Below are 20,948 nucleotides of genomic sequence, written 5' to 3'. Positions count from 1 at the left end.
CCGGGAAGCCCCGGGACATGCGCGCCCCTCCCCGGGGTTTCCCGAAAACTTTCCCGGGGCCTTTTCGGGGTCGGCGGCCTCACCCGCTCACGGGGGCGAAACGGCGCGGCCGCGGGACGAGCTCGCCGCCGCAGTTGGGACAGATGCTCCCCAGGGCGTCGGCGCACCCCACGCAGAAGCTGCACTCGTACGAACAGATCCGCGCGGGCCCGTCGGCCGCCAGGACCACCGTCTCGCAGCGCTCGCACCGGTCGCGCATCTCCAGGGCCATGATCGGCTCCCCTCCCTCGTACGGATGTGACCACACATGCTCCTCACCCGTTCCGACCGGTTCAACAGCCCGACGGCCAGGGTTCGACGGAATCGGGCCGAAGCCCGTCCGGGAAAAACGGACACGGGGCGGGCGGGCGTCCCCTCCGCTCCTATTGCTGCACCCACCAGGTCCCCACCACTCCGGTGGCGGTGGTGAGCAGGGCGACAAACCATCCCGGGATGCGCTGGACGGTCAAGTGCAGTCCACCGACGCGGAGTTCGAACGCGGGGCGGGTTTCGGCTTTCGCATTCATGCCTCTAGTGAAGCACTCCCTTACCCCACCCCGTCATGAGCCGTGTGTGTATAAAACGATGCCCGTCAATTCGACTTTTTGGATAAGTGGGCATGGCGAATTGGCGATATCGACACGGGGAAACTCTTCTGTCAGCCTGCCCCGGAAGCCGGGTGACCGGGGTCGTCCAGCCACGGAGTCTCCCCCGTGGCGGTCACGGTCAGCCCGAACCGTTCCGGTCCGGGACGGCCGCGCGCCGTCCACCAGGCGTACGCCGCCTCCACCTCGTCCCAGAGCCGGCGCGGACCGTACTGCCAGACCGTGAACCAGTCGTCGGACTTCCCGTCCCAGTCCACGGCGGCCCACGACGCGGCGTCGGTCGTGGCGACCCACAGCCGGGTCTCCACGCCTTCCACGTCGGGGTCGTGGTGCCACGTCCGCCACACGTCACGGAGCTGGAGCCCGAGGGCGAACTGCGCGTCGACGTCGTCCCCGGCCACCTTCCACGGGGAGAGGGTGGTGGCCGACTCCTCCGGCCGGTGCTCGTCCCGCACCACGTCCCGGTAGATGCCCAGGTCGGTGCGGTGCTCGGGCATGACCATGAACGCGGAGTACGGCGAGAACCGGCCCGACGCGCTTCCGGTGCCGTCGACGGTCATGTGGAGCAGCCCGTAGCAGAACCAGGGCGAGTCCCACGGGGCGAGGACGACGCCCCCGGGTCTCACCTGCGCGAGCCACGGACGCGGGACGGACCGTACGGAGCACGTGGCTTCCAGCCGGTCGTACGGAGCGTTGTCCGCATAGCCCCCGGCCCCGTCACCGACCACCACGTCCACGACGAGTCCCGCTTCCCGCAGGCGCTCTCCGGCCTCCGCTGCCAGCCCGGGGTCGATCTCGACGCTCGTCACGTTCCCCGGGCCGGCGACGTGGGCCAGGAGACCCGCGTTCCAGCCGGTTCCCGTGCCGATCTCCAGGATCCGGTGTCCCGGCTCCACGTCCAGCAGGCGCAACATGCGGAACACGATGTCCGGGGCGCTCGCGGAGGACGACGGCCACCGTTCCTCCTCCGCTTCCGGAACGCGGCCGTCGTTGACCTGGACCACGGCGGGCTCATTGGCGTAGGCGGCCCGGAGCCAGGCGTCCGGCCCGGCTTCGCGGTCACACGGCTCCAGGTCTTCCCCGGTCCACAACCGGTCGGGGAGGAACCGGTGGCGCGGCACCGCATGAGCGGCCCGCTTCCACTCCGGCGCCAGGGGTCCCAGCTCCACGGCCACCTCAGCGAGAAGGCCACGCAGCAGGGCGTGCGGCGCCACCGAACCGTCGTCCACCGAGCCGCCGTCCACGGGGTCCATCTACTTGTCCTTCTTGTGCTTCGGCTCCGGCCTGGGCCTCGCGCTGTCGGGGGACGGTTTTACATCACCCGGATCCTTCTTGCCCGAGTGCTTGCCTTCGCCACCGCTTCCGCCCTTGCCCGTTCCCCATCCCATGGCGTCTCTCCTCTCGATCGCGACCCCTCTGCGGGGCCGTGACAGGACCACGCTAGGGAGAGGGATGCGGCAACTCGTAGGAGATTGCACGAGGTTGCACGTCAATCACTCCTGGTCTCCTCTCGCCGATGCGATCAGGACGTGGACAGGCGTGCCGTCCCCGAGCCGTCCTCCTGCCCGAGGAACTCCAGGGCGGAGGAGACGAGGGAACGTGCGGCGGCTCCACGTACCGCCCCTCGGGAGAGCCTGCCGAAGGCCCTGGCGTACAGGTCGACCTGGTCCGGCTGGGTCAGCGTGGAGGCGGCGTCCAAAGTGTCCGCATGTACCCTCGCATCGTCGAAGATGGTGAAGGTCGGCATGGGCCAAGCGGCCCTCCGGGACGAGAACGGGATGATTCCCACGGCCACGTTCTGACGGTCCATGACCTCCAAGAGGTGGCCGAGCTGCGCCGCCATCGCTTCGACGGTGCACAGCCGGTAGCGCAGTACCGACTCCTCCAGGAGGAAGGAGAACCGGTGCGCCGCGTTGTCCAGTACCGCGTTTCTTCTCATGCGGACCTTGACGGCCTCCATCACGTCGTCGGGCGTCCCCCGGAAGTCCGCGATGGACGACAGGAGAGCGGTGGCGTAACCAGGCGTCTGGAGAAAGCCCGGGATCACGTCGGAGACGTAGACCCGGAACAGCCGTGTGCGCCGGTACAGGCCCTCCGTGGACTCCTGTACGTGCCGGAGGCCTCCGCGCTGGAGCCTTCTCCACTGAATGTGGGCATCGGCGGACTGCCGGTTCGCCTCGATCAGGTCTGTCACCTGGTCGTCGGCACCGCACGCCCGACACCAGGCACGGATGTCCGCGTCGGAAGGCGGCGTCTTCGCGTTTCCGATGCGCGAAGCCTTGGCATCCGACCATCCGCATCTGACAGCCAGTTCCCGCCCGCTGATTCCGGCGTCCCGCCGGATTTCGCGCAGCCGCCCCGCCAATGCCTCACGGGCCTGCTGAACATTCGACGAGGGGTGTGGGGGCATGGAGCCGGTTGTCCTCAGATCGCGTACGAGCGGTGCGGGACGGCCCGGTCCCAGACGGTTCCGAAAGCCGACGCGCAGAGCTCCACGGTCGCCGCGTCGTCGGTGATCTCGTCCTCGACCACCGCTCCGTCACCCGAAAAGTGGTGCACGCGCAGGAGACCACCGTCGAAGAGCCAGAAGTCGTTCCCGGGGAGGGGAATGTCCGTGGCCATGCGGCGCGGCAGCCACCGGACGTCCTCGCCGGCCGTGACGTTGGCGCGGGTGACGTAGTGCTCCCACCGGATGTACTCCGTCACGGGCTCGGAGACGATCCGGGCGCGACGGATCGTCACCCCGCGGGCCACGGTGTCCGCGATCAGCTGGTCGTACGGGTGCCACCAGGACGCGCGGTCGTCCCAGTCGATGCGTTCACCCCGCCGCCACGCCTCGAAGCGTTCGGTCGATGCGTACGAGTCGCGCATCTCCAGGTGTACGGCGGACCGCTCGCAACGGCCGAGCAGTTCAGCGAAGTCGGGCACGCTCGACGGCATCACACGCCTCCCGGATCATCGGAATCATGCGGGCCGGAATCCTGACGATCGCCTCGCCATCGGGAACCGGTCCATTCGCGGGACTACTCGCCTCGCACCGGGCCTGAGTCTCGCCGTCCGGTTTCCAGCCCTGCAACAGGATCTCCTGGGTTTCCGTGTCCGCCCAGACTGTCGGGCAGTGGTCCCGGTCGGTGTTCGGATCGATGCCCACGAACTCTACGGCCATGGCCGACTCCTCGGTCCAGGTGATTGCACGGACTTACACGAACCATGACGAGCAGCGCGCAGGCAGCCAAGGAACTTACGAGCCAAATGCATTGGCGTGCAAGCTCATGCAACTTCGTAGGCCTGTGGTCAACCGTCCTCCTAGCGTCGCGTCAAGGGACAGCAGCAGCAAGGAGACGGCCCTATGGCGACAGGAACAGAGCCGAGCGACACGGACGCGCGGAAGTGGGAGTACACGACCTACGCTCCGACGGGCGAGATGTGCCCCGCCTGCCTCAAGCCGATCAAGGGCCTTGAGCGCTGCCGCCGAGGGACGCTCCGCCGGCCGTCGCAGCCGGACGTGGTCGTCTACCGGCACTTGGGCGGATGCCCGGAATGATCGACCGGCAGGGGGACGCCCAACGGCACGGGAGCCGCTTCCTCATCACCGCGGACGGCGGCCCTCGGGAAGCACTGTCCCGGGACGACAACGCCACGCGACGGGCTCGCACCCGCACGCCTACAAGCCGCCCGCGCCCTCGCCTTCACGGCCGCTGACGAAGGAGCCCATGCCGGGGGTCGTGACGATCAGCCCCTCTTCCCTCAGTGCCGCCGTGGCCTTCCGGACCGTGGTGCGGGCCACGCCGAACTCGGCTTCCAGCCGCACCTCCGACACGAGATGGCGCGGAGGGTACTCACCGTCGGCGATGCGCCGACGCAGGACGTCCGCGATCTGCTGCCACTTGGGGCGGGTGGGGTCGAACTCAATCACGGCCGGACAGTACTCATCCGCCCCCATAGACGCATAGATTTACCTGTATACCCCTTGCTATAGACAGGAGTATATAGGCCCGCTAGCGTCGGCATACGAAAACGCCCCGGTGGACCGCTTAGGACCGGTCCACCGAGGCTTGCCGAACAGCTTGCTAGGAGCTGCACGACCATGCGCGATGCTATCGCCCGCGCCCTCTCCCGGGCGCTCTCCCTCCTCGTCCCCCGTCGGCCCGGACGCCACTCCGCCGCCTTTCTCGCCGACCGGGCCGAACCCGTCCGCACCGAAGAACCCGTCCACGTCGACCCCTGGTCGAGGCCGTGGCCGACGCCGGCCCCCGCACACGTACGGGACCTCTACGCTCCGCTCCGCGGTGAGGACGTCTCCCTCACCCGCCCTTACTGCCGCGTCGGCGGCACGTGGGAACTCGACGTGATCTGCGAGCGGCGACGGGCCGCCGTCCTCGCCACCCTCGGCGTGGACTGGCCCTACGGCTACGAAGGCGACCAGTTCGAGGCTCTCGCCGCCGCCGCGACGGCGGTGCCCGCGTGACCCGTGACGGACTGACGAGCCCCGTCCCGGCCCCCTCCGGCGCTCCGTGCTGCCGCTGCGGACGGTGGACGGACGTACCCGTGGAAGTCGGATGCCACCTCCGCGCGAGCGGTCCCGACGTGATCCTCTACGCCTGCCCGGGCCACGCCGTGGACGTGGCCCCCGGGCCCGTGCCCGGAGAACTCGACCGGGGCGCGTAACCCCGTACGGGCAGGGAACCCCCGGCGTTCCGCGCTCCGGAGTCGTCGGGCGCCGGGCTCAGTGCCGGACCAGGCAGAACGGGTGCCCGGCGGGGTCCGCGTACACGCGCCAGCTCCTCGTGCCCTCCCCCGCGTCAAGGAGGGTCGCGCCCCGCGCGAGGAGCTGGTCGTGGGCCGCGTCGAGGTCGGGGACGCCGAAGTCGAGGTGGGACTGCTGGGGCAGCTCGGGGTCCGGCCACGTCGGCGGGCGGTGGCCGGGGACGCGCTGGAAGCAGAGGACGGGCCCGCCGGGGGTGTGCAGGGTGGACCAGTCCTCGTCCAGGGACCAGCGCCGGTCCGGCCGGTCGACCTCCCCGCCGAGCACGGCCCGGTAGAACTCCGCGAGCGCGCGGGGGGCGGGACAGTCGAGGACGAGGCACTGGAAGTCGGCGATCACGCGGGGAGTCTAGGGGCGGGCCCGCACAGGCCTCGGGACCGGCCCCGGAGCAGACCCCGAGGCGGGCTGACCGGACTCGGACTCGGGCGGGGTTCCGGGCCGGGGAGCCGGGGCCTGACCTCGGACCAGGCCCCGGGCCCCGGCTCAGGGTCCGGACCCCGGCCCGGCCCGGACTCGTCCCCGAACCCGTCCCCGGACCCCGCCCCCGTCAGCCCGCCTCAGGAGCGTCGACGATCTTGCCGTCCTTGTCGACGGTGTGGGTGCGCCAGTACACGTCCCACTCGTCATCGACCTTCTGCGGCACCTTGCCCTCGGGGTAGCGCGTGTAGCCCTCCGGGACCTTCTCGCCGTCCTTGACGCAGGCGGAGCCGGTCGCGCCGACGGTCATGACGGGGTACTCGCCCCCGGAGCAGATGTCGTCCTGGAAGGAGAGGCCGGAGCAGCCGGTCAGGGCCAGGACCGCGGCCGCTCCCGTGAGCGCGGCGGCCGCGGAGGCGCGGATCCGGCGGCGGCGGGAAGGGGCCTTGTCGCTCAGGGGGGTGGTCACGGGAGTCTCCTGTCGGTCGTGAGGTCTGTCCCCACTCTCGTTCCCGGAGATCGCCGGAGCGTGAGTACCGGTACTCAAGAGGGCCGCCGCGCCCCTACTCAGGAGAGCCGTTGTCGGCCACAGTTGGCCGGAAAGGCGCGGACGCGCCTGGCCCTTTCCCTCCGGCGGCGACCGGCACCCCCTAGGGGGTGTCCGACGCCATCAGGACGTACAGCGCCCCGACCGCCACCAGCAACCCGGCCGCCAGGAAGGCCACCAGGACGCAGCCGAGCAGGCCCGTCACGCCCGCGATCGCCGTCCAGCCCAGGCGGGACGCCCGGTCGGCGCGGCGGAGGACCTCGCGGCCCTCCTCGTCATCGTCGTCCCGCACGTTCGCCTCCCCGTACGGGAGCCTAGGGTCTCGACCGGGTGCGCACCGCCCCGATGCTCGCCCCGATCACCAGCGCGATGGCCAGGGCGTCGGTGGCGGACAGGGCCTGGCTGAGGACGAGGAAACCGGCCAGGGCCGCGATGGCCGGTTCCAGGCTCATCAGGATCGCGAAGGTGGGCGCGGGCATACGGCGCAGGGCGAGGAGTTCCAGGGTGTACGGCAGGACCGACGACATCAGCGCGACCGCGAGGCCCAGCGCGAGCGTCGACGGTACGAGGAGCCGGTCGCCCGCCTCCGCGATGCCGAGCGGCAGGCTGAGGAGGGCGCCGAAGGCCATCGCGAGCGCGAGCCCGTCGGCCTGCGGGAAGCGGCGGCCGGTGCGGGCGCCGAAGACGATGTACGCCGCCCACATGCCGCCCGCCCCGAGCGCGAAGGCCGCTCCCAGCGGGTCCAGGCGGTCGAAGCCGCCCCCGCCGAGCAGGACCACGCCGACGAGCGCGAGCCCGGCCCACAGCAGGTTCGTCCAGCGGCGCGAGGCGACCACGGAGAGGATCAGCGGGCCGAGGACCTCCAGGGTCACGGCGGCGCCCAGCGGGATCCGGCTCGACGACTGGTAGATGAGGACGTTCATCCCCGCCATGGCCGTGCCGAAGGCGACGATCGTGCCCCAGTCGGCGCGGCCGTAGCCCCGCACCCGGGGCCGGCAGACCACGAGCAGCACGGCCGCCGCGAGCACCAGCCGCAGGGTGACCACCCCGAGGGCCCCGGCGCGCGGCATGAGGAGGACCGCGACGGCGGCCCCGAACTGCACGGAGAGCCCGCTCGTGACGACCAGCGCGACCGGGCCGAGCCCGCGGCCCGTCCCCCCGTCCCGTACGGGAACCCCCCGAGGTTCCGCGGCGGCCGCCGCGACCGGGGCCACGTCCTTGACCGGACTGTCCACCGGCTGCTCCTCACCACGTACGACGAAGGTCCGCCGGACCCGGGCCGGTCCGGCACCACCTCACCGTACGGGCCCCCGCGCGGCAGCGGAAATGCCGATTGCGCTGCGTTTATGCTCCCGACGCATGAGCATCGAGCTACGCCACCTCCGCTGCTTCCTCGCCATCGCCGAGGAGTCCAGCCTGACCGGGGCGGCCGCCCGGCTCCACCTCACCCAGCCCGCCGTCTCCCGCACGCTCGCCGCCCTGGAACGGCACCTCGGCCTCCGGCTCGCCGACCGCTCCACCCACCACCTCGCCCTCACCGCCGAGGGCCTCGCCTTCCGGGACCGGGCGGCCGCCGCCCTCGCCGCCTTCGACGCCGCCGTCGACCCGGCCGGCCTCCGCCACCGCCCCCTGCGCCTCGGGCACGCCTGGTCGGCGTTCGGCCCGTACACCACTCCCCTGCTCCGGCGCTGGCAGCGGGAGCACCCCGGCACCCCGCTCGAACTCCTCCGCGTCGACGACCGCACCGCCGGGCTCGCCCGCGGCGAGGTCGACGCCGCCCTGCTCCGGGGGCCCGTGGACGCGCCCGGCCTCGTCACCGAGGAGCTCGCCACCGAGCCCCGGGTGGCCGCGCTGCCCGCCGACCACCCGCTCGCCGGCCGCTCCCGGCTCGCGCTCGGCGACCTGGCGGGCGAGACGGTCGTCCTCAACACCGTCTCCGGCACCACCACCCTCACCCTGTGGCCCGCCGCCGCCCGCCCGGCGGCCACGCTGACCGTCGCCAACACCGACGACTGGCTCACCGCGATCGCCGCCGGCCGCGGCGTCGGCGTCTCCTCCGCCTCCACGGCCGCCCTCCATCCGTACCCCGGCGTCGTCTACCGCCCCCTGCCGGACGCGCCCCCGCTCCCGGTCGTCCTGGCCTGGCGCGACGCCTTCCCGCACCCGGCGACGGGGGCGCTGGCGGCACTGGCCCGCGAGATCGCCTCGGAAGAGCCGGCGGAGGAGTAGGGGGTGGAGCGGCCCCAACCCCTCAGGAGACGGGCACCCCGCCTTCAGTGGCGCCCCCGCCTCCCCCCGCCGCAGCGAACGCCACACGTGCACCGCCCCGGCGACCGCCTCCCCCGGAACCCACCCGGACCCCGCTCACCGCGCCTCCTCCAAACCCTCCTCCCACTCCTCCTCCAGCCCCTCCGCCAGCAGCTCCGCCAGATGCCGTCCCCGCCCCTCCGTCAGGTCCCCGATCTGCGTGCGGCAGGAGAAGCCGTCGGCCAGGACGGCGGCCTCCGGGGGTGCGTTCCGCAGGGCCGGGAGGAGTTGGTCGCCGGCGCAGGCGACCGAGACCTCGTAGTGGCCCGGTTCGAAGCCGAAGTTGCCCGCGAGGCCGCAGCAGCCGCCCGCCAGGTCGCCGGTGAGGCCCGCGCGGGCGCGCAGCCGCCGGTCGGCCGCGTCGCCCAGGACGGCGTGCTGGTGGCAGTGGGTCTGGCCGGTGACCGGGCGGTCGAGGCGGGGCGGGACCCAGTCGGGGGCCAGCTCCTCCAGGGCCTCCGCGAAGGTGCGGACGGAGGCGGCGAGGCGGGCGGCCCGGGGGTCGTCCGGCAGCAGCTCGGGCAGGTCGGTGCGGAGGGCCGCCGCGCAGGAGGGTTCGAGGACCACGACGGGGAGGCCCCCGTCCGAGGGGTCCAGCACGTCCAGCGTCCTCCGCATCACCCGCCGCGCCGCCCCCAACTGCCCCGTCGACACGTACGTGAGCCCGCAGCACACCCGGCCCTCCGGCAGCCGCACGCCCAGGCCCGCGTCCTCCAGGACCCGGACCGCCGCCCGGCCGACCTCCGGGGAGAGGTGGTCGGTGAAGGTGTCGGGCCAGAGGGTCAGGGCCGGCGGGCGGTCCGACGCGCGCTCCGCGAACCAGGACGTGAACGGGGCCGCCGCCACCCTCGGCATCGCCCGCTCCGGCGTCACCCCCGCCAGCCGCGCCGCGAACGGCAGCCGCATCGCCGCGTTCAGGCCCCGCCCGAACACGTCCAGCCAGTGCGGCAGCCACCCCATCGTCCAGTGCGAGCGCGGCCGGCGCAGGAGGCCGAGCGGGCCCGCGTAGTGCCGGTCCAGGAACCGCGCCTTGTACGCGGCCATGTCGACGCCCACCGGGCAGTCGCTGCGGCAGCCCTTGCAGGACAGGCACAGGTCCAGGGCCTCGCGGACCTCCTCCGAGCGCCAGCCGTCGGTGATCACCTCGCCGATCGCCATCTCGTGCAGCAGCCGCGCCCGTCCGCGCGTCGAGTGCCGCTCCTCGCCCGTCGCCCGGTAGGAGGGGCACATCACGCCGGGTCCCGAACTCGGGCCCTCCACACGGCACTTGGCCACCCCCACGCACCGGGCCGCCGCCCGCCCCACCTCCACCATCGGAAGCCCGGGCCGCGAAGGCCCCGCCGCCGAAAGCCCCGCCCCCGAAGGCCCCGGCCCCGCAGGACCCGACTCCCCCGGACGCGCACCGGACGGCACCCCCTCGGCCCGCACCCCCTCAAACCGCAACCCCTCGAACCGCAACCCCTCGTCCAGCCGCCCCGGCCGGACCAGCATCCCCGGGTTCAGGCCCCCGTCCGGGTCCCACACGTCCTTGACCGCGCCGAAGAGCCCGACCAGCTCCTCCCCGTACATCCTCGGCAGCAGCTCCGCCCGTGCCCGGCCGTCGCCGTGCTCGCCGGAGAGGGAGCCGCCGTGGGCGACCACCAGGTCGGCCACCGCCTCCGAGAAGCGGCGGAAGTGCCGTACCCCCTCCGCCGTCCACAGGTCGAAGTCGATCCGGACGTGGACACAGCCGTCCCCGAAGTGCCCGTACGGGATCCCCCGGAGGCCGAAATCGGCCAGGAGGGCACGGAACGCACGGAGGTACGCGCCCAGGCGCGCCGGCGGCACCGCGCAGTCCTCCCAGCCCGGCCACGCCTCGCCCCCGCCGAGCGCCCGGGTCGCCGTCCCCGCCGCGTCCTCCCGGATCCGCCACAGCGCCCGCTGCCCGGCCGGGTCCCGTACGACGTCCGCGTCGAGCGCGTCCGCCGCGCGGACCAGCCGCCGGGCCGCGTCCGGCCCGTCGACCTCGACGAACAGCCACGCCCCGCCCCGGGGCAGCCCCACCGCGTCCGGCACGAGGTCCGCCGCCATCCCCTCCACCGTCAGAGGCCCGTGCTCCAGGAGCCCCGGCGCCGCGTCCGCCGCCGCGCCCTCGTCCGCGTACCCGAGCACCACCAGGACGGGCTCGGCGGGCAGCGGCACGAGCCGTACGGTCGCCTCCGTGACCACCCCGAGCGTGCCCTCGCCGCCGCAGAAGGAGCGGACCACGTCCACGCCCCGCTCCGGGAGCAGCGCGTCGAGGGCGTACCCGGAGATCCGGCGCGGCAGCCCCTCCGGGTAGCCGGTCCGCAGCAGGGCGAGGTTCCTCCCCACCAGCTCCCGCAGTCCGGGCGGCGCGCCCCGCCCCTCCCGCCCGAGCGTCAACTCCGCGCCCCGGTAGGTCACCACATCGAGCGAGCGCACGTTGTCCGCCGTGGTGCCCCACGCGACCGAGTGCGCCCCGCACGCGTTGTTGCCGATCATCCCGCCGAGCGTGCAGCGGCTGTGCGTCGACGGATCGGGCCCGAAGGTCAGCCCGTACGGGCGGGCCGCCGCCCGCAGCCGGTCGAGGACGAGCCCCGGCCGGACCACCGCCGTCCGCTCCTCCGGGTCCAGGGAGACGATCCCGCCCATGTGCCGTGTGAAGTCGAGCACGACGCCGGTGCCCGTGGCCTGCCCGCCGATGGACGTGCCGCCGCCCCGGGCGACCACCGGCGTGCCGTGCGCCCGGCACACCTCCAGGACCGCCGCGACGTCGGCGGCGTCGCGCGGGGCGACCGTACCGGCCGGAACGCGGCGGTAGTTGGAGGCGTCCATGGTGGTCAGGGCCCTGGCCGTGGCGGAGAAGTCGACCTCTCCGGCGACGGCCGAACGCAGGGCGGCGGCGAGCTCGGACGCGTGTTCCTGGTGTGTTCCCACAAGTCCAGGATCTCGCGCCCCTCGTCTCATCGGGCGGACATCCGGCGACCGGCCCCTTCCCGACCCGATACTCTCCGCCTCGTGGCTGATATCCAGATTCCCGCTGACATCAAGCCCGCCGACGGCCGTTTCGGCGCGGGCCCCTCCAAGGTGCGTACGGAGGCGCTGGACGCCCTGGCCGCCACCGGCACCTCCCTCCTCGGCACGTCCCACCGCCAGGCTCCGGTCAAGAACCTGGTCGGCGAGGTGCGTACCGGCATCCGTGACCTCTTCTCGCTGCCCGAGGGCTACGAGGTGATCCTGGGCAACGGCGGCTCCACCGCCTTCTGGGACGTCGCGACCCACGGACTCATCGAGAACAAGTCCCAGCACCTCACCTTCGGCGAGTTCTCCTCCAAGTTCGCGAAGGCCGCCAAGCTGGCTCCCTGGCTGGCCGAACCGACCGTGATCTCCTCCGACCCGGGCACCCACCCGGAGCCGGTGGCCGAGGCGGGCGTCGACGTCTACGCGTACACCCACAACGAGACCTCCACCGGTGTCGCCGCCCCGATCAAGCGGGTCGCGGGCGCCGACGAGGGCGCGCTCGTCCTGGTCGACGCGACCTCCGGCGCGGGCGGCCTGCCCGTCGACATCACCGAGTCGGACGTCTACTACTTCGCCCCGCAGAAGTCCTTCGCGGCCGACGGCGGCCTGTGGCTGGCGGCGTTCTCGCCCGCCGCCCTGGAGCGCGCGCAGCGGATCCACGACTCCGGCCGGCACGTCCCGGAGTTCTTCTCGCTGCCGACGGCGATCGACAACTCCCTGAAGAACCAGACGTACAACACCCCGGCGCTCGCGACCCTCTTCCTGCTCAACGAGCAGCTGAAGTGGATCAACGGCCAGGGCGGTCTGGACTGGGCCGTGGCCCGGACCAAGGAGTCGTCCGACGCGCTGTACACGTGGGCCGAGGAGTCCAAGTACGCCTCGCCGTTCGTGACGGACGCGGCGAAGCGCTCGCAGGTCATCGGCACGATCGACTTCGCGGACGAGATCGACGCGGCGGCGGTCGCGAAGGTGCTGCGCGCCAACGGCGTCGTGGACACCGAGCCGTACCGCAAGCTGGGCCGCAACCAGCTGCGGATCGCGATGTTCCCGGCGATCGACCCGGCGGACGTGCGGGCCCTGACGGCCTGCGTGGACTACGTGATCGAGAAGCTGTAACCCCCCTTTTCCGTACGGAGGGCCCGGCACCGCACACGCGGCGCCGGGCCCTCCCGCGTGCGTACGGACGTCACCGGCTCAGCGACTGGTAGCGGCGGACCGCAAGGGGCAGGAAGAGCGCCATGAGGGCGAGCGGCCAGACGACCGCCATCAGGACGGCGTGCTGCTCGACCCAGGAGCCGCCGCCCGCGCCCGGGTTGCCGAAGAGCTCGCGGGTGGCCGACACCGTGGACGAGATCGGGTTCCAGGCGGCGACGGGCGCGAGCCAGGACGGCATCAGGGACGGCGCCACGTACACGCTGGAGAGCATCGTGACCGGGAACAGGACGACGTAGAGGGCGCCGGCCGCCTCCGTGTTCGGGACCACGAGGCCGCACCACACGCCCACCCAGATGAGGCTGAAGCGCAGTAGCAGGAGCAGCGCGAAGCCGAGGAGCGTGGCGCCGGGCCCGCCGTCCGAGGTCCAGCCGATGGCGAGGGCCGTGAGGGCGAGGAGGGCGAGTTCGGCGGTGGCGATCAGGAGGTCGGACAGGGCGCGGCCGGTGGCGACGGCCGAGGGGGCCATCGGCATGGACCGGAAGCGGTCCACGACCCCCCTGCCGCTGTCGGAGGCGACGGCCGAGGCCGTGCCCATGAGCCCGAAGGCCATGGTCATGGTGAACATGCCGGGCATCAGGAACTCGCGGTAGTCGCCGTCGCCGGGCACGCGCATCGCGCTGCCGAAGACGAATCCGTAGAGCAGCACGGAGACGATGGGGAAGCCGAGCTGCCAGAGGATGGCGGTGGGGTTGCGGCGGTAGTTGAGCAGGGTGCGGCGGACGAGGGTGAGGCAGTCGGCGACGGCCCAATAGGCGCGGCCGCCGGTGACGAGGGTGCTCACGCGGTGACCTCCTGACGGTCGGTCTCCTGACGATCGGTCTCCTGACGATCGGTCTCCTGACGATCGGTCCCCTGACGGCCGGTCTCCTGAAGAGCGGTCTCCCGGCGGTCGGTCTCCTGGCCCGTCAGGTGCAGGAACACGTCGTCGAGGGCGGGCCGGCGCAGGGCCAGGTCCTCAACGGCGATCCGCTCCTCCTGGAGGGTGCGCGCGACCTCGGTCAGGGCGGCGACCCGGTCGGTGACGGGGACGTGGACGCGCCGTTCGGCCTTGTCGGTGCGGGGTTCGGCGTCCGCGACCCGGGCGAGGACCGCGCGGACGGCGGGCAGGTCGGCGGCCTCGGCGACGACGACCTCGACGCGGTCGCCGCCGACGAGGTTCTTGAGGCCGTCGGGGCTGTCGTCGGCGATGGCCCGGCCCCGGTCCACGACGGTGATCCGGGAGGCGAGCCGGTCGGCCTCGTCCAGGTACTGGGTGGTGAGGAGCACGGTCGTGCCGCCCGCGACGAGGGTGCGGACGGCCTCCCAGACCTCGCCGCGGGCGCGCGGGTCGAGCCCGGTGGTCGGCTCGTCGAGGAAGAGGACGGCGGGGGCGAGGATCATCGAGGCGGCGAGGTCGAGCCGGCGGCGCATCCCCCCGCTGTACTGGCCGGCGCCCTTGTCGGCGGCCTCGGTGAGGGAGAAGCGGTCGAGGAGTTCGGCGGCCCGGTCGCGGGCGCGGCGGGCGCCGAGGTGGAAGAGCCGGCCGAAGACCTCCAGGTTCTGGCGGCCGGTGAGGCCCTCGTCGACGGCGGCGTACTGGCCGACGAGCCCGATGCGGGCGCGGACGGCGCGCGGGTCGCGGGCGACGTCGGTCCCGGCGACCTCGGCGCGCCCGCCGTCGGCCCGCAGGAGGGTGGCGAGGATGCGGACGGCGGTGGTCTTGCCGGCGCCGTTGGGGCCGAGGAGCCCGTGGACGGTGCCGGGCCGGACGGCGAGGTCGAAGCCGTCGAGGGCGTGGGTGGTGCCGTCCTTGCCCCGGTACTCCTTGCGCAGGCCTTCGGCGAGGACGGCGTGTTCGGGGGCGCGGGCGGTCGTATCGGCGCGTTCGGGCATGACGGCGTGCTGGGGCACGGAAACCTCCGGTTCGGCGCGGTCTCTCGGAACACGTAGGGAGCATGTACGGCCCCGGATGCGTCCCGTACGGGACCCGTAAGGGACGCGCACAGGACACGTACGGGACGTACGGAGCGCACGGCAACGGCTGCGGGACCCGCAACCGAGTACACCGTACTCCATTACGAGTACACCGTACCCAGTTAAAAAACGGCGCGCTTTAAAGTGGCCGCATGACCAAGAGCAGCCTCGACCTCCTCTGGGGCACGGGCGACCGCCCCACCCGCGGCCCCAAACCCGGCCTCACCGTCGACCGGATCGTCACGGCGGCGGTCGCCCTCGCGGACGCGGAGGGGCTCGACGCCGTCTCGATGCGGCGGGTGGCGGGCGAGCTGGGCGTGGGCACGATGTCGCTCTACCGGTACGTCCCCGGCAAGACCGAGTTGCTCGACCTGATGCTCGACCGGGTCCAGGGCGAGGCCCTGCCCGCCGAACCCCCGGCCCCCACCCACTGGCGGGACACCGTCACGGCCCTCGCCCGCACCACCCTCGGCCTCTACCGGGCCCACCCCTGGCTGCTCCGGGTCAACCAGGCCCGCTCCGTCCTCGGCCCGAGCGCCCTGCGCGGTCTGGAGCTGTGCCTTTCGGGGCTCAAGGGGCCGCACGGCATGGGCCTGAGCGACCCCGAGACCATCTCGGTGATCATCACCGTGCAGGGGTACGCGGCGGGCACCGCCCGCATGGAGCTCCAGGCCTCCGAGGCCGCGCGGGAGACCGGCATCGGCGACGACGCGTTCTGGGACGCCCAACGCCCCTATCTGGAGCGGGCGATGCTCTCGGGCGACTACCCGCTGATGGCGGCGCTCGCGGACGACACCTTCGACCGCGAGACCGACCACTTCGCCTTCGGCCTCGAACGGCTCCTGGACGGCTTCGAGGCCCTGGTGGACCGGAGGAAGAAGGGGGTCAGCGGCGCCTGACCAGCCGCTTCCCGGCCACCACGAGGAGCGTGGCACCGGCGAGGACGAGGAAGCCGACGGTGACGTTCCCCTGCTCGCCGCCGCCGGGGGCGGCGGACGGGGAGGCCGAGGCGCCGGGGGTGGCCGAAGCGCCCGGGGGCTTCGTCTCCCGGCCGCCGCCCGACGGCGGCTCCACCCGCAGGACGCGGCTGTTCTTCCCCTCCGAGCCGAACATGAGGGCCGACCCGTCCGCCGTGTACGTCACCGACTCCGCCTGCCCCTGGAAGGGAACCCCCACGGCCGTCCCCTCCCCCTCGATCCGCCCGTCCTTCCAGGCGTACTCCTGGGCGGCGAAGTAGCCGCGCAGGACGAGCCGGCCGCCGTCCGGCGAGAACGCGCCGTCGGTCACCCACGGCACCTCGCCCACGCGCCGGAAGACGTTCGTCCCCGACGACGAGAGCCGCTCGGGCCCGGCGTACAGGCCGCCGCCGTCCTCGTTCTTGCTCGCGATGTACACCCGGCCGGTCTTCGGATGGACCATCAGGGCCTCGGCGTTGCGCGCGCCGTCGGCGTACTTCACGACGTACTGCTCCGCCGCCACCTTCTGGTCCTTGAGGACCTTCGGCTCGGGGAAGCGGTAGATCCAGACGTGGTCCCAGGAGCCGTCGAGGTTGTCGCCGATGTCGCCGACGTAGATGTCCCCGTCGGGGCCGACGGAGATCGCCTCCATGTCCCGGGGGGTGCCGACCCCCTGCATGGTCAGGGTCGCGACCGTCTCCCCCGTACGGGAGTCGACGCCGTAGATCAGGGGCGCGTCCTGGTCGTTGTGCGTCCAGTAGATCCCGGGGTGGGCGCGGCTCGCGGCGAGGCCGCTGGACTCGGTGATCCGGGCGTCCCGGAGCGCGAAGTCCCGGTCGGGATCCTGCCCTTCGGCACGGGCGTGAGCGGCCGGGAGCAGCACCAGGGCCGCCGCCGTGCCGAGGGCGCACAGAGCAGATCGCATGTCCCCAAGCCTGCCACGGGCGGCGGGAACCCGGTTGACCATGATCGGGGACGCTGTCAGGGTCACGTCCATGCCCACCTTCACCGCGCCCGACGGCACAGAACTCGCATACCACGACTCCGGCTCCGGGACCCCGCTGCTCTGCCTCCCCGGCGGCCCGATGCTGGACTCCGCCTACCTGGGCGACCTCGGCGGCCTCGCGGCCCACCGCCGCCTGATCCTGCTCGACCCCCGGGGCACGGGCGCGTCCGCGACGCCGGACGACCCGGCCTCGTACCGCTGCGACCGGCAGGTGGCGGACGTGGAGGCGCTGCGGGCGCACCTCGGCCTCGACGCCGTCGACGTGCTCGGGCACTCGGCGGGCGCGAACCTGGCCGCGCTGTACGTCGCCCGGCACCCCGGCCGGGTGAACCGTCTGGTGCTCGTCACCCCCGGCACGGGCGCGGTGGGCATCGACACGCCCCCGGAGGAGCGGCTCGCGGCGGCGCGGCTGCGGAGCGGGGAGCCGTGGTTCGGCCCGGCGTACGCGGCCCTGGAGGAGGTCACGGCGGGACGGGGCGGGGCGGAGTCGTTCGAGGCGGTCTCGCCGTTCCTCCACGGCACCTGGGACGGGGCCTCGCGGGAGCGGCACGCCGAGAACCGGCGGCGGCGGAACGACGAGGCCGGGGCCCTCACGAACGAGGGCGCCTACGACCCGCCCGCCACGCGCGCGGCGCTCGCGGCGTTCGACCGCCCGGTCCTGGTCGTGGCCGGCGAGGGGGACGTGAACACCCCGCCGCCGACGGCCGCCGCGTACGCGGCCCTGTTCCCGAAGGCGGAATCGGCCCTCTTCCCGGGCGCGGGCCACTTCCCGTGGCACGACGCCCCGGAGACCTTCGCCACGACGGTGAACGCCTTCCTCACCGCCTGAGGGTCGCGCGGGCCCCGCCTCGGGACCGTACGGGGCCCGCCTCCGCGCCTTTGCCGTTTCCGCAACAGGACTGGCCCGGCGCGCAGGCGCTGCACGACGGTGGGGCCATGGCAGACGACACCGCAGCAGAAGCCCCCACTTCCCCCGTCGACGGCTACGTCGGCGACCCCGCCGTGCGCGACGAGTGGGACAACCGCTACTCCGAGCGCCACCAGCTCTGGAGCGGGCAGCCCAACGGGGCGCTCGTCGCCGAGGTCGCCGACCTCTCTCCCGGACGCGCGCTCGACGTCGGCTGCGGCGAGGGCGCGGACGCCATCTGGCTCGCCCGGGCCGGCTGGGACGTCATCGCCCTGGAGGTCTCCGGGGTGGCCCTCGCCCGGGCCGCCGCCCACGCGCGGGACGCCGGCGCCGACGTCCGCTGGGTGCACGCCGGACTGGCCGAGGCGGCGTTCCCGCCCGGGTCCTTCGACCTGGTCTCCGCGCAGTACCCGGCGCTGCTCCGCACGCCGGACTCGGCGGCCGAGCACGCCCTGCTCGACGCCGTCGCGCCCGGCGGCGTCCTCCTGCTCGTCCACCACGCGGGCATGGACGAGCACCACGCCGAGCGGCAGGACGACGCCTTCGACCCCGCCGACTACGTCTGGCCGTCGATGGTCGCCGCGCTCCTCGGCGACGCCTGGCGGATCGAGGCGGACGAGGAGCGGCCCCGCGTGGTGCCCGAGGGCGGCGCGGGCGCCCACCACACCCACGACGTCGTCCTGCGGGCCCGCCGCCTGCGCTGACGCGCGCACCGGCGCCGCCGAAGGTGCTCCGGATCACAGCAAGCCCGGGGAGACGGTCCGCGATGATGTGACCATGCGTTTTCTGTTCGTCGGCGACAGCATGACCATCGGACGCGCCGGCGACTGGACCTGGCGCTACCGGATGTGGCAGCACCTGGAGGCCGTCCTCCCGGGCGGGTACGAGATCGTGGGCCCGCGCACGGGCCTGTACGACCCGGACGGCACCCACGCGCCCGAGGCGTACGCGGCCCCGGACTTCCCCGCCCCCGCCCGCCGTCACCTGGCGGGCTGGGGCGAGGGCTGGCTGCACATGGCGCCGGTGATCGGGGAGACGGTCGCGACGACCCGGGCGGACGTCCTCCTCGTCTCCCTCGGCCTGATCGACCTGGGCTTCTACACCAACAGCGACCAGACCGACGAGAACGTCCGGGCCTTCCTCGGAGCCGCCCGCGCCGCGAACCCGCACGTCCGGGGGGTCCTCCTCCCGGTCATCCCGAACGTCCGCGCCACCTACGACACCCCCTTCGCCGCCGAGTGCGCCCGCTTCAACGACCTCCTCGCGAAGGCCGTCGCCGACCTGGACACCCCGGCGTCCCCGCTCCTCCTGGCGACGATCCCGGACGCGTACACCCTCCCCGCCGACACCTACGACGGCACCCACCCGGGCCCCACCGGCGAACACAAACTGGCGTCGGCCTTCGCGGACGCGATGCACCAGGCGTGGGGGCTGGGCGGCCCGTACACCGCCCGGCCCTGACGGACGCCGGGAGCGTCACCAGGCGAAGGCCTCCGGAGAGGGCCCCGGCCCGGGGAAGATCTCGTCCAGGGACGCCAGTACCTCCTCGCCCAGCTCGACCTCCAGGGCCCTCAGCGCACCGGCGAGCTGCTCGGGCGTCCGGGGCCCCACGATCGGCCCCGTCACGCCGGGCCGGGTGAGCAGCCAGGCGAGGCCGACCTCGCCCGGCGCGAGGCCGTGCTTGTCGAGCAGGTCCTCGTAGGCCTGGAGCCGTACCCGGGACTCCGGGTCGGCGAGCGTGGCCGCCGCGCGGCCCTCCGTGCGCCGCTTGCCCTCGGCCTCCTTCTTGAGGACCCCGCCGAGCAGACCGCCGTGCAGCGGCGACCAGGGGATGACCCCGAGCCCGTACTCCTGGGCGGCCGGGATCACCTCCATCTCGGCGCGCCGCTCGAAGAGGTTGTAGAGGCACTGCTCGCTGACGAGCCCGACGGATCCCCGCCGCGCGGCGATCTCGTTGGCCTGGGCGATCTTGTACCCGGGGAAGTTGGACGACCCCGCGTAGAGGATCTTGCCCTGCTGAATAAGCACGTCGACGGCCTGCCAGATCTCCTCGAAGGGAGTGGCGCGGTCGACGTGGTGGAACTGGTACAGGTCGATGTAGTCGGTCCCGAGCCGCTTGAGGCTGCCCTCGACGGCCCGCCGGATGTTGAGGGCGGAGAGCTTGTCGTGGTTGGGCCAGGCCTCGCCGTCGGCGCCCATGTTCCCGTACACCTTGGTGGCGATGACGGTGCGGTCGCGGCGGCCGTCGCCCTTGGCGAACCAGGAGCCGACGATCTCCTCGGTCCGCCCCTTGTTCTCACCCCACCCGTACACGTTGGCGGTGTCGAAGAAGTTGAGCCCCGCGTCCAGCGCCGTGTCCATGATGGCGTGGCTGGTGGCTTCGTCCGTCTGGGGGCCGAAGTTCATCGTGCCGAGGACGAGTCGGCTGACCTTGAGTCCGGTGCGTCCGAGCTGCGTGTACTCCATGGGTCACCAGCCAACTGCCTGGAGTGCGCTCGAAGCAAGGGCGGCCCGCCTACAGGCCGGCCACCGACGCCACCGCGATGATCGCGAACATCAGTACGAGCACACCGGCCATGATCCGGTTACGAGTCTTCGGGTCCACCCTTCGAGGTTAACCCGCCCCGTCCGCGCCCCCGCCCAGGGGCCAGCCCCCGACCCGCTCGTACCGGGGCCGCTCCCCCCGCACCCCGTCCACCGGCAGGCGGGACCGCACCAGGGTCAGCTCCCCCGCCTCCCACCGGCCGCCCTCGAACCCGTCGAGCACCTCCAGGAACGGCCCCGGGTCCATCCCGTCGCCCCTCCCCCGGGCGACGGTCAGGTGCGCCCGGTAGCGGCGGTGCTCGTCCATCGCGATCCCGGCCCGGCGCGCGGCCGCGTCGGACCGCTCGGCGAGGAGCCGCAGCGCGTCCAGGTCCCCGGCGACCCCGGCCCACAGCGCCCGCCGCCCGAAGTGCCCGCCCCCGTGGAGCCGCAGCGAGAACGGCGGGGTGCGGGACGCGGCCCGCTCCAGCCGCGCCCGCAGCTCGGGCAGCGCCGCGTCCTCCACCTCCCCCATGAAGGCGAGCGTGAGGTGCCATCCGGGCCGCGCGGTCCAGCGCACCCCGCCGGCCCCCGGGAGCCGGTGCAGCCGGTCCACGACCTGCCCGAGCTCGTCCAGCCGCTCCGGGGGCGGCAGGACGGCGGCGAAGAGCCTCATGGGAGGAGTCT

Annotated in this window: 24 protein-coding genes; 8 read left to right on the top strand and 16 right to left on the bottom strand. The window is 73.3% G+C overall.

Annotated features, from left to right (window positions below; all coding sequences use genetic code 11):
- Positions 1-79 precede the first annotated feature (79 nt).
- From ACIQVI_RS13545 to ACIQVI_RS13525, 5 genes are all read right to left on the bottom strand, one after another.
- Positions 80-271, bottom strand: coding sequence for a DUF1272 domain-containing protein (locus ACIQVI_RS13545; RefSeq protein WP_403594938.1), 192 nt, complete (start codon positions 269-271; stop codon positions 80-82).
- A gap of 426 nt (positions 272-697) precedes the next feature.
- On the bottom strand, positions 698-1,897 hold the full coding sequence (locus ACIQVI_RS13540; protein WP_403594935.1) for a methyltransferase domain-containing protein: 1,200 nt from the start codon (positions 1,895-1,897) through the stop codon (positions 698-700).
- 269 nt (positions 1,898-2,166) lie between these two features.
- A complete protein-coding gene (locus ACIQVI_RS13535) occupies positions 2,167-3,054 on the bottom strand; it encodes a helix-turn-helix domain-containing protein (protein WP_403594932.1) in 888 nt (295 codons plus the stop codon).
- Between the two features lie 14 nt (positions 3,055-3,068).
- Positions 3,069-3,584: a DUF6879 family protein gene (locus tag ACIQVI_RS13530; RefSeq protein WP_403594929.1), complete on the bottom strand. Its 516-nt coding sequence runs from the start codon at positions 3,582-3,584 to the stop codon at positions 3,069-3,071.
- Positions 3,556-3,810, bottom strand: a complete 255-nt coding sequence (locus ACIQVI_RS13525; protein WP_403594926.1) for a hypothetical protein — start codon at positions 3,808-3,810, stop codon at positions 3,556-3,558. The genes ACIQVI_RS13530 and ACIQVI_RS13525 overlap by 29 nt, the downstream gene beginning before the upstream one ends.
- 183 nt (positions 3,811-3,993) lie before the next feature.
- Here ACIQVI_RS13525 and ACIQVI_RS13520 point away from each other — a divergent pair, with 183 nt between their 5' ends.
- A complete protein-coding gene (locus tag ACIQVI_RS13520; RefSeq protein WP_403594923.1) occupies positions 3,994-4,188 on the top strand; it encodes a hypothetical protein in 195 nt (64 codons plus the stop codon).
- A gap of 120 nt (positions 4,189-4,308) precedes the next feature.
- On the opposite strand, the gene ACIQVI_RS13515 is transcribed toward ACIQVI_RS13520, so the two are convergent.
- The gene (locus ACIQVI_RS13515) at positions 4,309-4,560 is read right to left on the bottom strand and encodes a GntR family transcriptional regulator (RefSeq protein WP_403594920.1); all 252 of its coding nucleotides are present in this window, start codon (positions 4,558-4,560) and stop codon (positions 4,309-4,311) included.
- A gap of 171 nt (positions 4,561-4,731) precedes the next feature.
- Between ACIQVI_RS13515 and ACIQVI_RS13510 the strand changes: the two genes are divergently transcribed.
- On the top strand, positions 4,732-5,112 hold the full coding sequence (locus ACIQVI_RS13510; RefSeq protein WP_403594917.1) for a hypothetical protein: 381 nt from the start codon (positions 4,732-4,734) through the stop codon (positions 5,110-5,112).
- A gap of 258 nt (positions 5,113-5,370) precedes the next feature.
- On the opposite strand, the gene ACIQVI_RS13505 is transcribed toward ACIQVI_RS13510, so the two are convergent.
- From ACIQVI_RS13505 to ACIQVI_RS13490, 4 genes are all read right to left on the bottom strand, one after another.
- A complete protein-coding gene (locus tag ACIQVI_RS13505) occupies positions 5,371-5,748 on the bottom strand; it encodes a VOC family protein (protein WP_351969082.1) in 378 nt (125 codons plus the stop codon).
- 208 nt (positions 5,749-5,956) lie between these two features.
- Positions 5,957-6,295: an SCO0607 family lipoprotein gene (locus ACIQVI_RS13500; protein ID WP_403594914.1), complete on the bottom strand. Its 339-nt coding sequence runs from the start codon at positions 6,293-6,295 to the stop codon at positions 5,957-5,959.
- 181 nt (positions 6,296-6,476) lie between these two features.
- Positions 6,477-6,665: a hypothetical protein gene (locus tag ACIQVI_RS13495; protein WP_403594911.1), complete on the bottom strand. Its 189-nt coding sequence runs from the start codon at positions 6,663-6,665 to the stop codon at positions 6,477-6,479.
- Positions 6,666-6,687: 22 nt separating this feature from the next.
- The gene (locus ACIQVI_RS13490; RefSeq protein ID WP_403594908.1) at positions 6,688-7,608 is read right to left on the bottom strand and encodes an EamA family transporter; all 921 of its coding nucleotides are present in this window, start codon (positions 7,606-7,608) and stop codon (positions 6,688-6,690) included.
- 124 nt (positions 7,609-7,732) lie between these two features.
- Here ACIQVI_RS13490 and ACIQVI_RS13485 point away from each other — a divergent pair, with 124 nt between their 5' ends.
- Positions 7,733-8,602 carry a LysR family transcriptional regulator gene (locus tag ACIQVI_RS13485; RefSeq protein ID WP_403594905.1) on the top strand — a complete coding sequence of 290 codons (870 nt, stop codon included), beginning with the start codon at positions 7,733-7,735 and terminating at the stop codon, positions 8,600-8,602.
- A gap of 135 nt (positions 8,603-8,737) precedes the next feature.
- Here the strand turns inward: ACIQVI_RS13485 and ACIQVI_RS13480 are convergent, their stop codons facing one another.
- Positions 8,738-11,647 carry an FAD-binding and (Fe-S)-binding domain-containing protein gene (locus tag ACIQVI_RS13480; protein WP_403594902.1) on the bottom strand — a complete coding sequence of 970 codons (2,910 nt, stop codon included), beginning with the start codon at positions 11,645-11,647 and terminating at the stop codon, positions 8,738-8,740.
- Between the two features lie 51 nt (positions 11,648-11,698).
- Between ACIQVI_RS13480 and serC the strand changes: the two genes are divergently transcribed.
- On the top strand, positions 11,699-12,817 hold the full coding sequence (gene serC / locus ACIQVI_RS13475) for a phosphoserine transaminase (RefSeq protein ID WP_403594899.1): 1,119 nt from the start codon (positions 11,699-11,701) through the stop codon (positions 12,815-12,817).
- Positions 12,818-12,887: 70 nt separating this feature from the next.
- On the opposite strand, the gene ACIQVI_RS13470 is transcribed toward serC, so the two are convergent.
- Complete coding sequence (locus tag ACIQVI_RS13470) at positions 12,888-13,697, bottom strand: ABC transporter permease (RefSeq protein WP_403594896.1); 810 nt, start codon at positions 13,695-13,697, stop codon at positions 12,888-12,890.
- The gene (locus ACIQVI_RS13465) at positions 13,694-14,788 is read right to left on the bottom strand and encodes an ATP-binding cassette domain-containing protein (protein ID WP_403596826.1); all 1,095 of its coding nucleotides are present in this window, start codon (positions 14,786-14,788) and stop codon (positions 13,694-13,696) included. The genes ACIQVI_RS13470 and ACIQVI_RS13465 overlap by 4 nt, the downstream gene beginning before the upstream one ends.
- A gap of 233 nt (positions 14,789-15,021) precedes the next feature.
- On the opposite strand from ACIQVI_RS13465, the gene ACIQVI_RS13460 reads away from it, so the two are divergent.
- Positions 15,022-15,768 carry a TetR/AcrR family transcriptional regulator gene (locus ACIQVI_RS13460; protein WP_403594893.1) on the top strand — a complete coding sequence of 249 codons (747 nt, stop codon included), beginning with the start codon at positions 15,022-15,024 and terminating at the stop codon, positions 15,766-15,768.
- Here ACIQVI_RS13460 and ACIQVI_RS13455 read toward each other — a convergent pair.
- On the bottom strand, positions 15,755-16,750 hold the full coding sequence (locus ACIQVI_RS13455) for a WD40 repeat domain-containing protein (RefSeq protein ID WP_403594890.1): 996 nt from the start codon (positions 16,748-16,750) through the stop codon (positions 15,755-15,757). The two genes, ACIQVI_RS13460 and ACIQVI_RS13455, sit on opposite strands and share 14 nt — an antisense overlap.
- A gap of 70 nt (positions 16,751-16,820) precedes the next feature.
- On the opposite strand from ACIQVI_RS13455, the gene ACIQVI_RS13450 reads away from it, so the two are divergent.
- The 3 genes from ACIQVI_RS13450 to ACIQVI_RS13440 all read left to right on the top strand — a co-directional run bounded on the left by ACIQVI_RS13450 (position 16,821) and on the right by ACIQVI_RS13440 (position 19,199).
- Entirely contained in the window at positions 16,821-17,660 is an 840-nt protein-coding gene (locus ACIQVI_RS13450; protein ID WP_403594887.1) for an alpha/beta fold hydrolase, read from the top strand.
- 107 nt (positions 17,661-17,767) lie between these two features.
- Positions 17,768-18,442, top strand: a complete 675-nt coding sequence (locus ACIQVI_RS13445; RefSeq protein ID WP_403594884.1) for a class I SAM-dependent methyltransferase — start codon at positions 17,768-17,770, stop codon at positions 18,440-18,442.
- A gap of 73 nt (positions 18,443-18,515) precedes the next feature.
- Positions 18,516-19,199 (top strand): GDSL-type esterase/lipase family protein, encoded by a 684-nt coding sequence (locus ACIQVI_RS13440; protein ID WP_403594881.1) that lies wholly within the window; start codon positions 18,516-18,518, stop codon positions 19,197-19,199.
- A gap of 15 nt (positions 19,200-19,214) precedes the next feature.
- Here the strand turns inward: ACIQVI_RS13440 and ACIQVI_RS13435 are convergent, their stop codons facing one another.
- Entirely contained in the window at positions 19,215-20,204 is a 990-nt protein-coding gene (locus ACIQVI_RS13435; RefSeq protein ID WP_403594878.1) for an aldo/keto reductase, read from the bottom strand.
- 148 nt (positions 20,205-20,352) lie between these two features.
- Positions 20,353-20,937: an RNA 2',3'-cyclic phosphodiesterase gene (gene thpR, locus ACIQVI_RS13430; protein ID WP_403594875.1), complete on the bottom strand. Its 585-nt coding sequence runs from the start codon at positions 20,935-20,937 to the stop codon at positions 20,353-20,355.
- Between the last annotated feature and the right edge of the window lie 11 nt (positions 20,938-20,948).

This window comes from Streptomyces sp. NPDC098101 (assembly GCF_044760185.1).
Taxonomy (GTDB): Bacteria; Actinomycetota; Actinomycetes; order Streptomycetales; family Streptomycetaceae; genus Streptomyces.
Note: the sequence above shows the minus strand (reverse complement) of the source record. Positions and strands in the feature narration are given on the sequence as shown.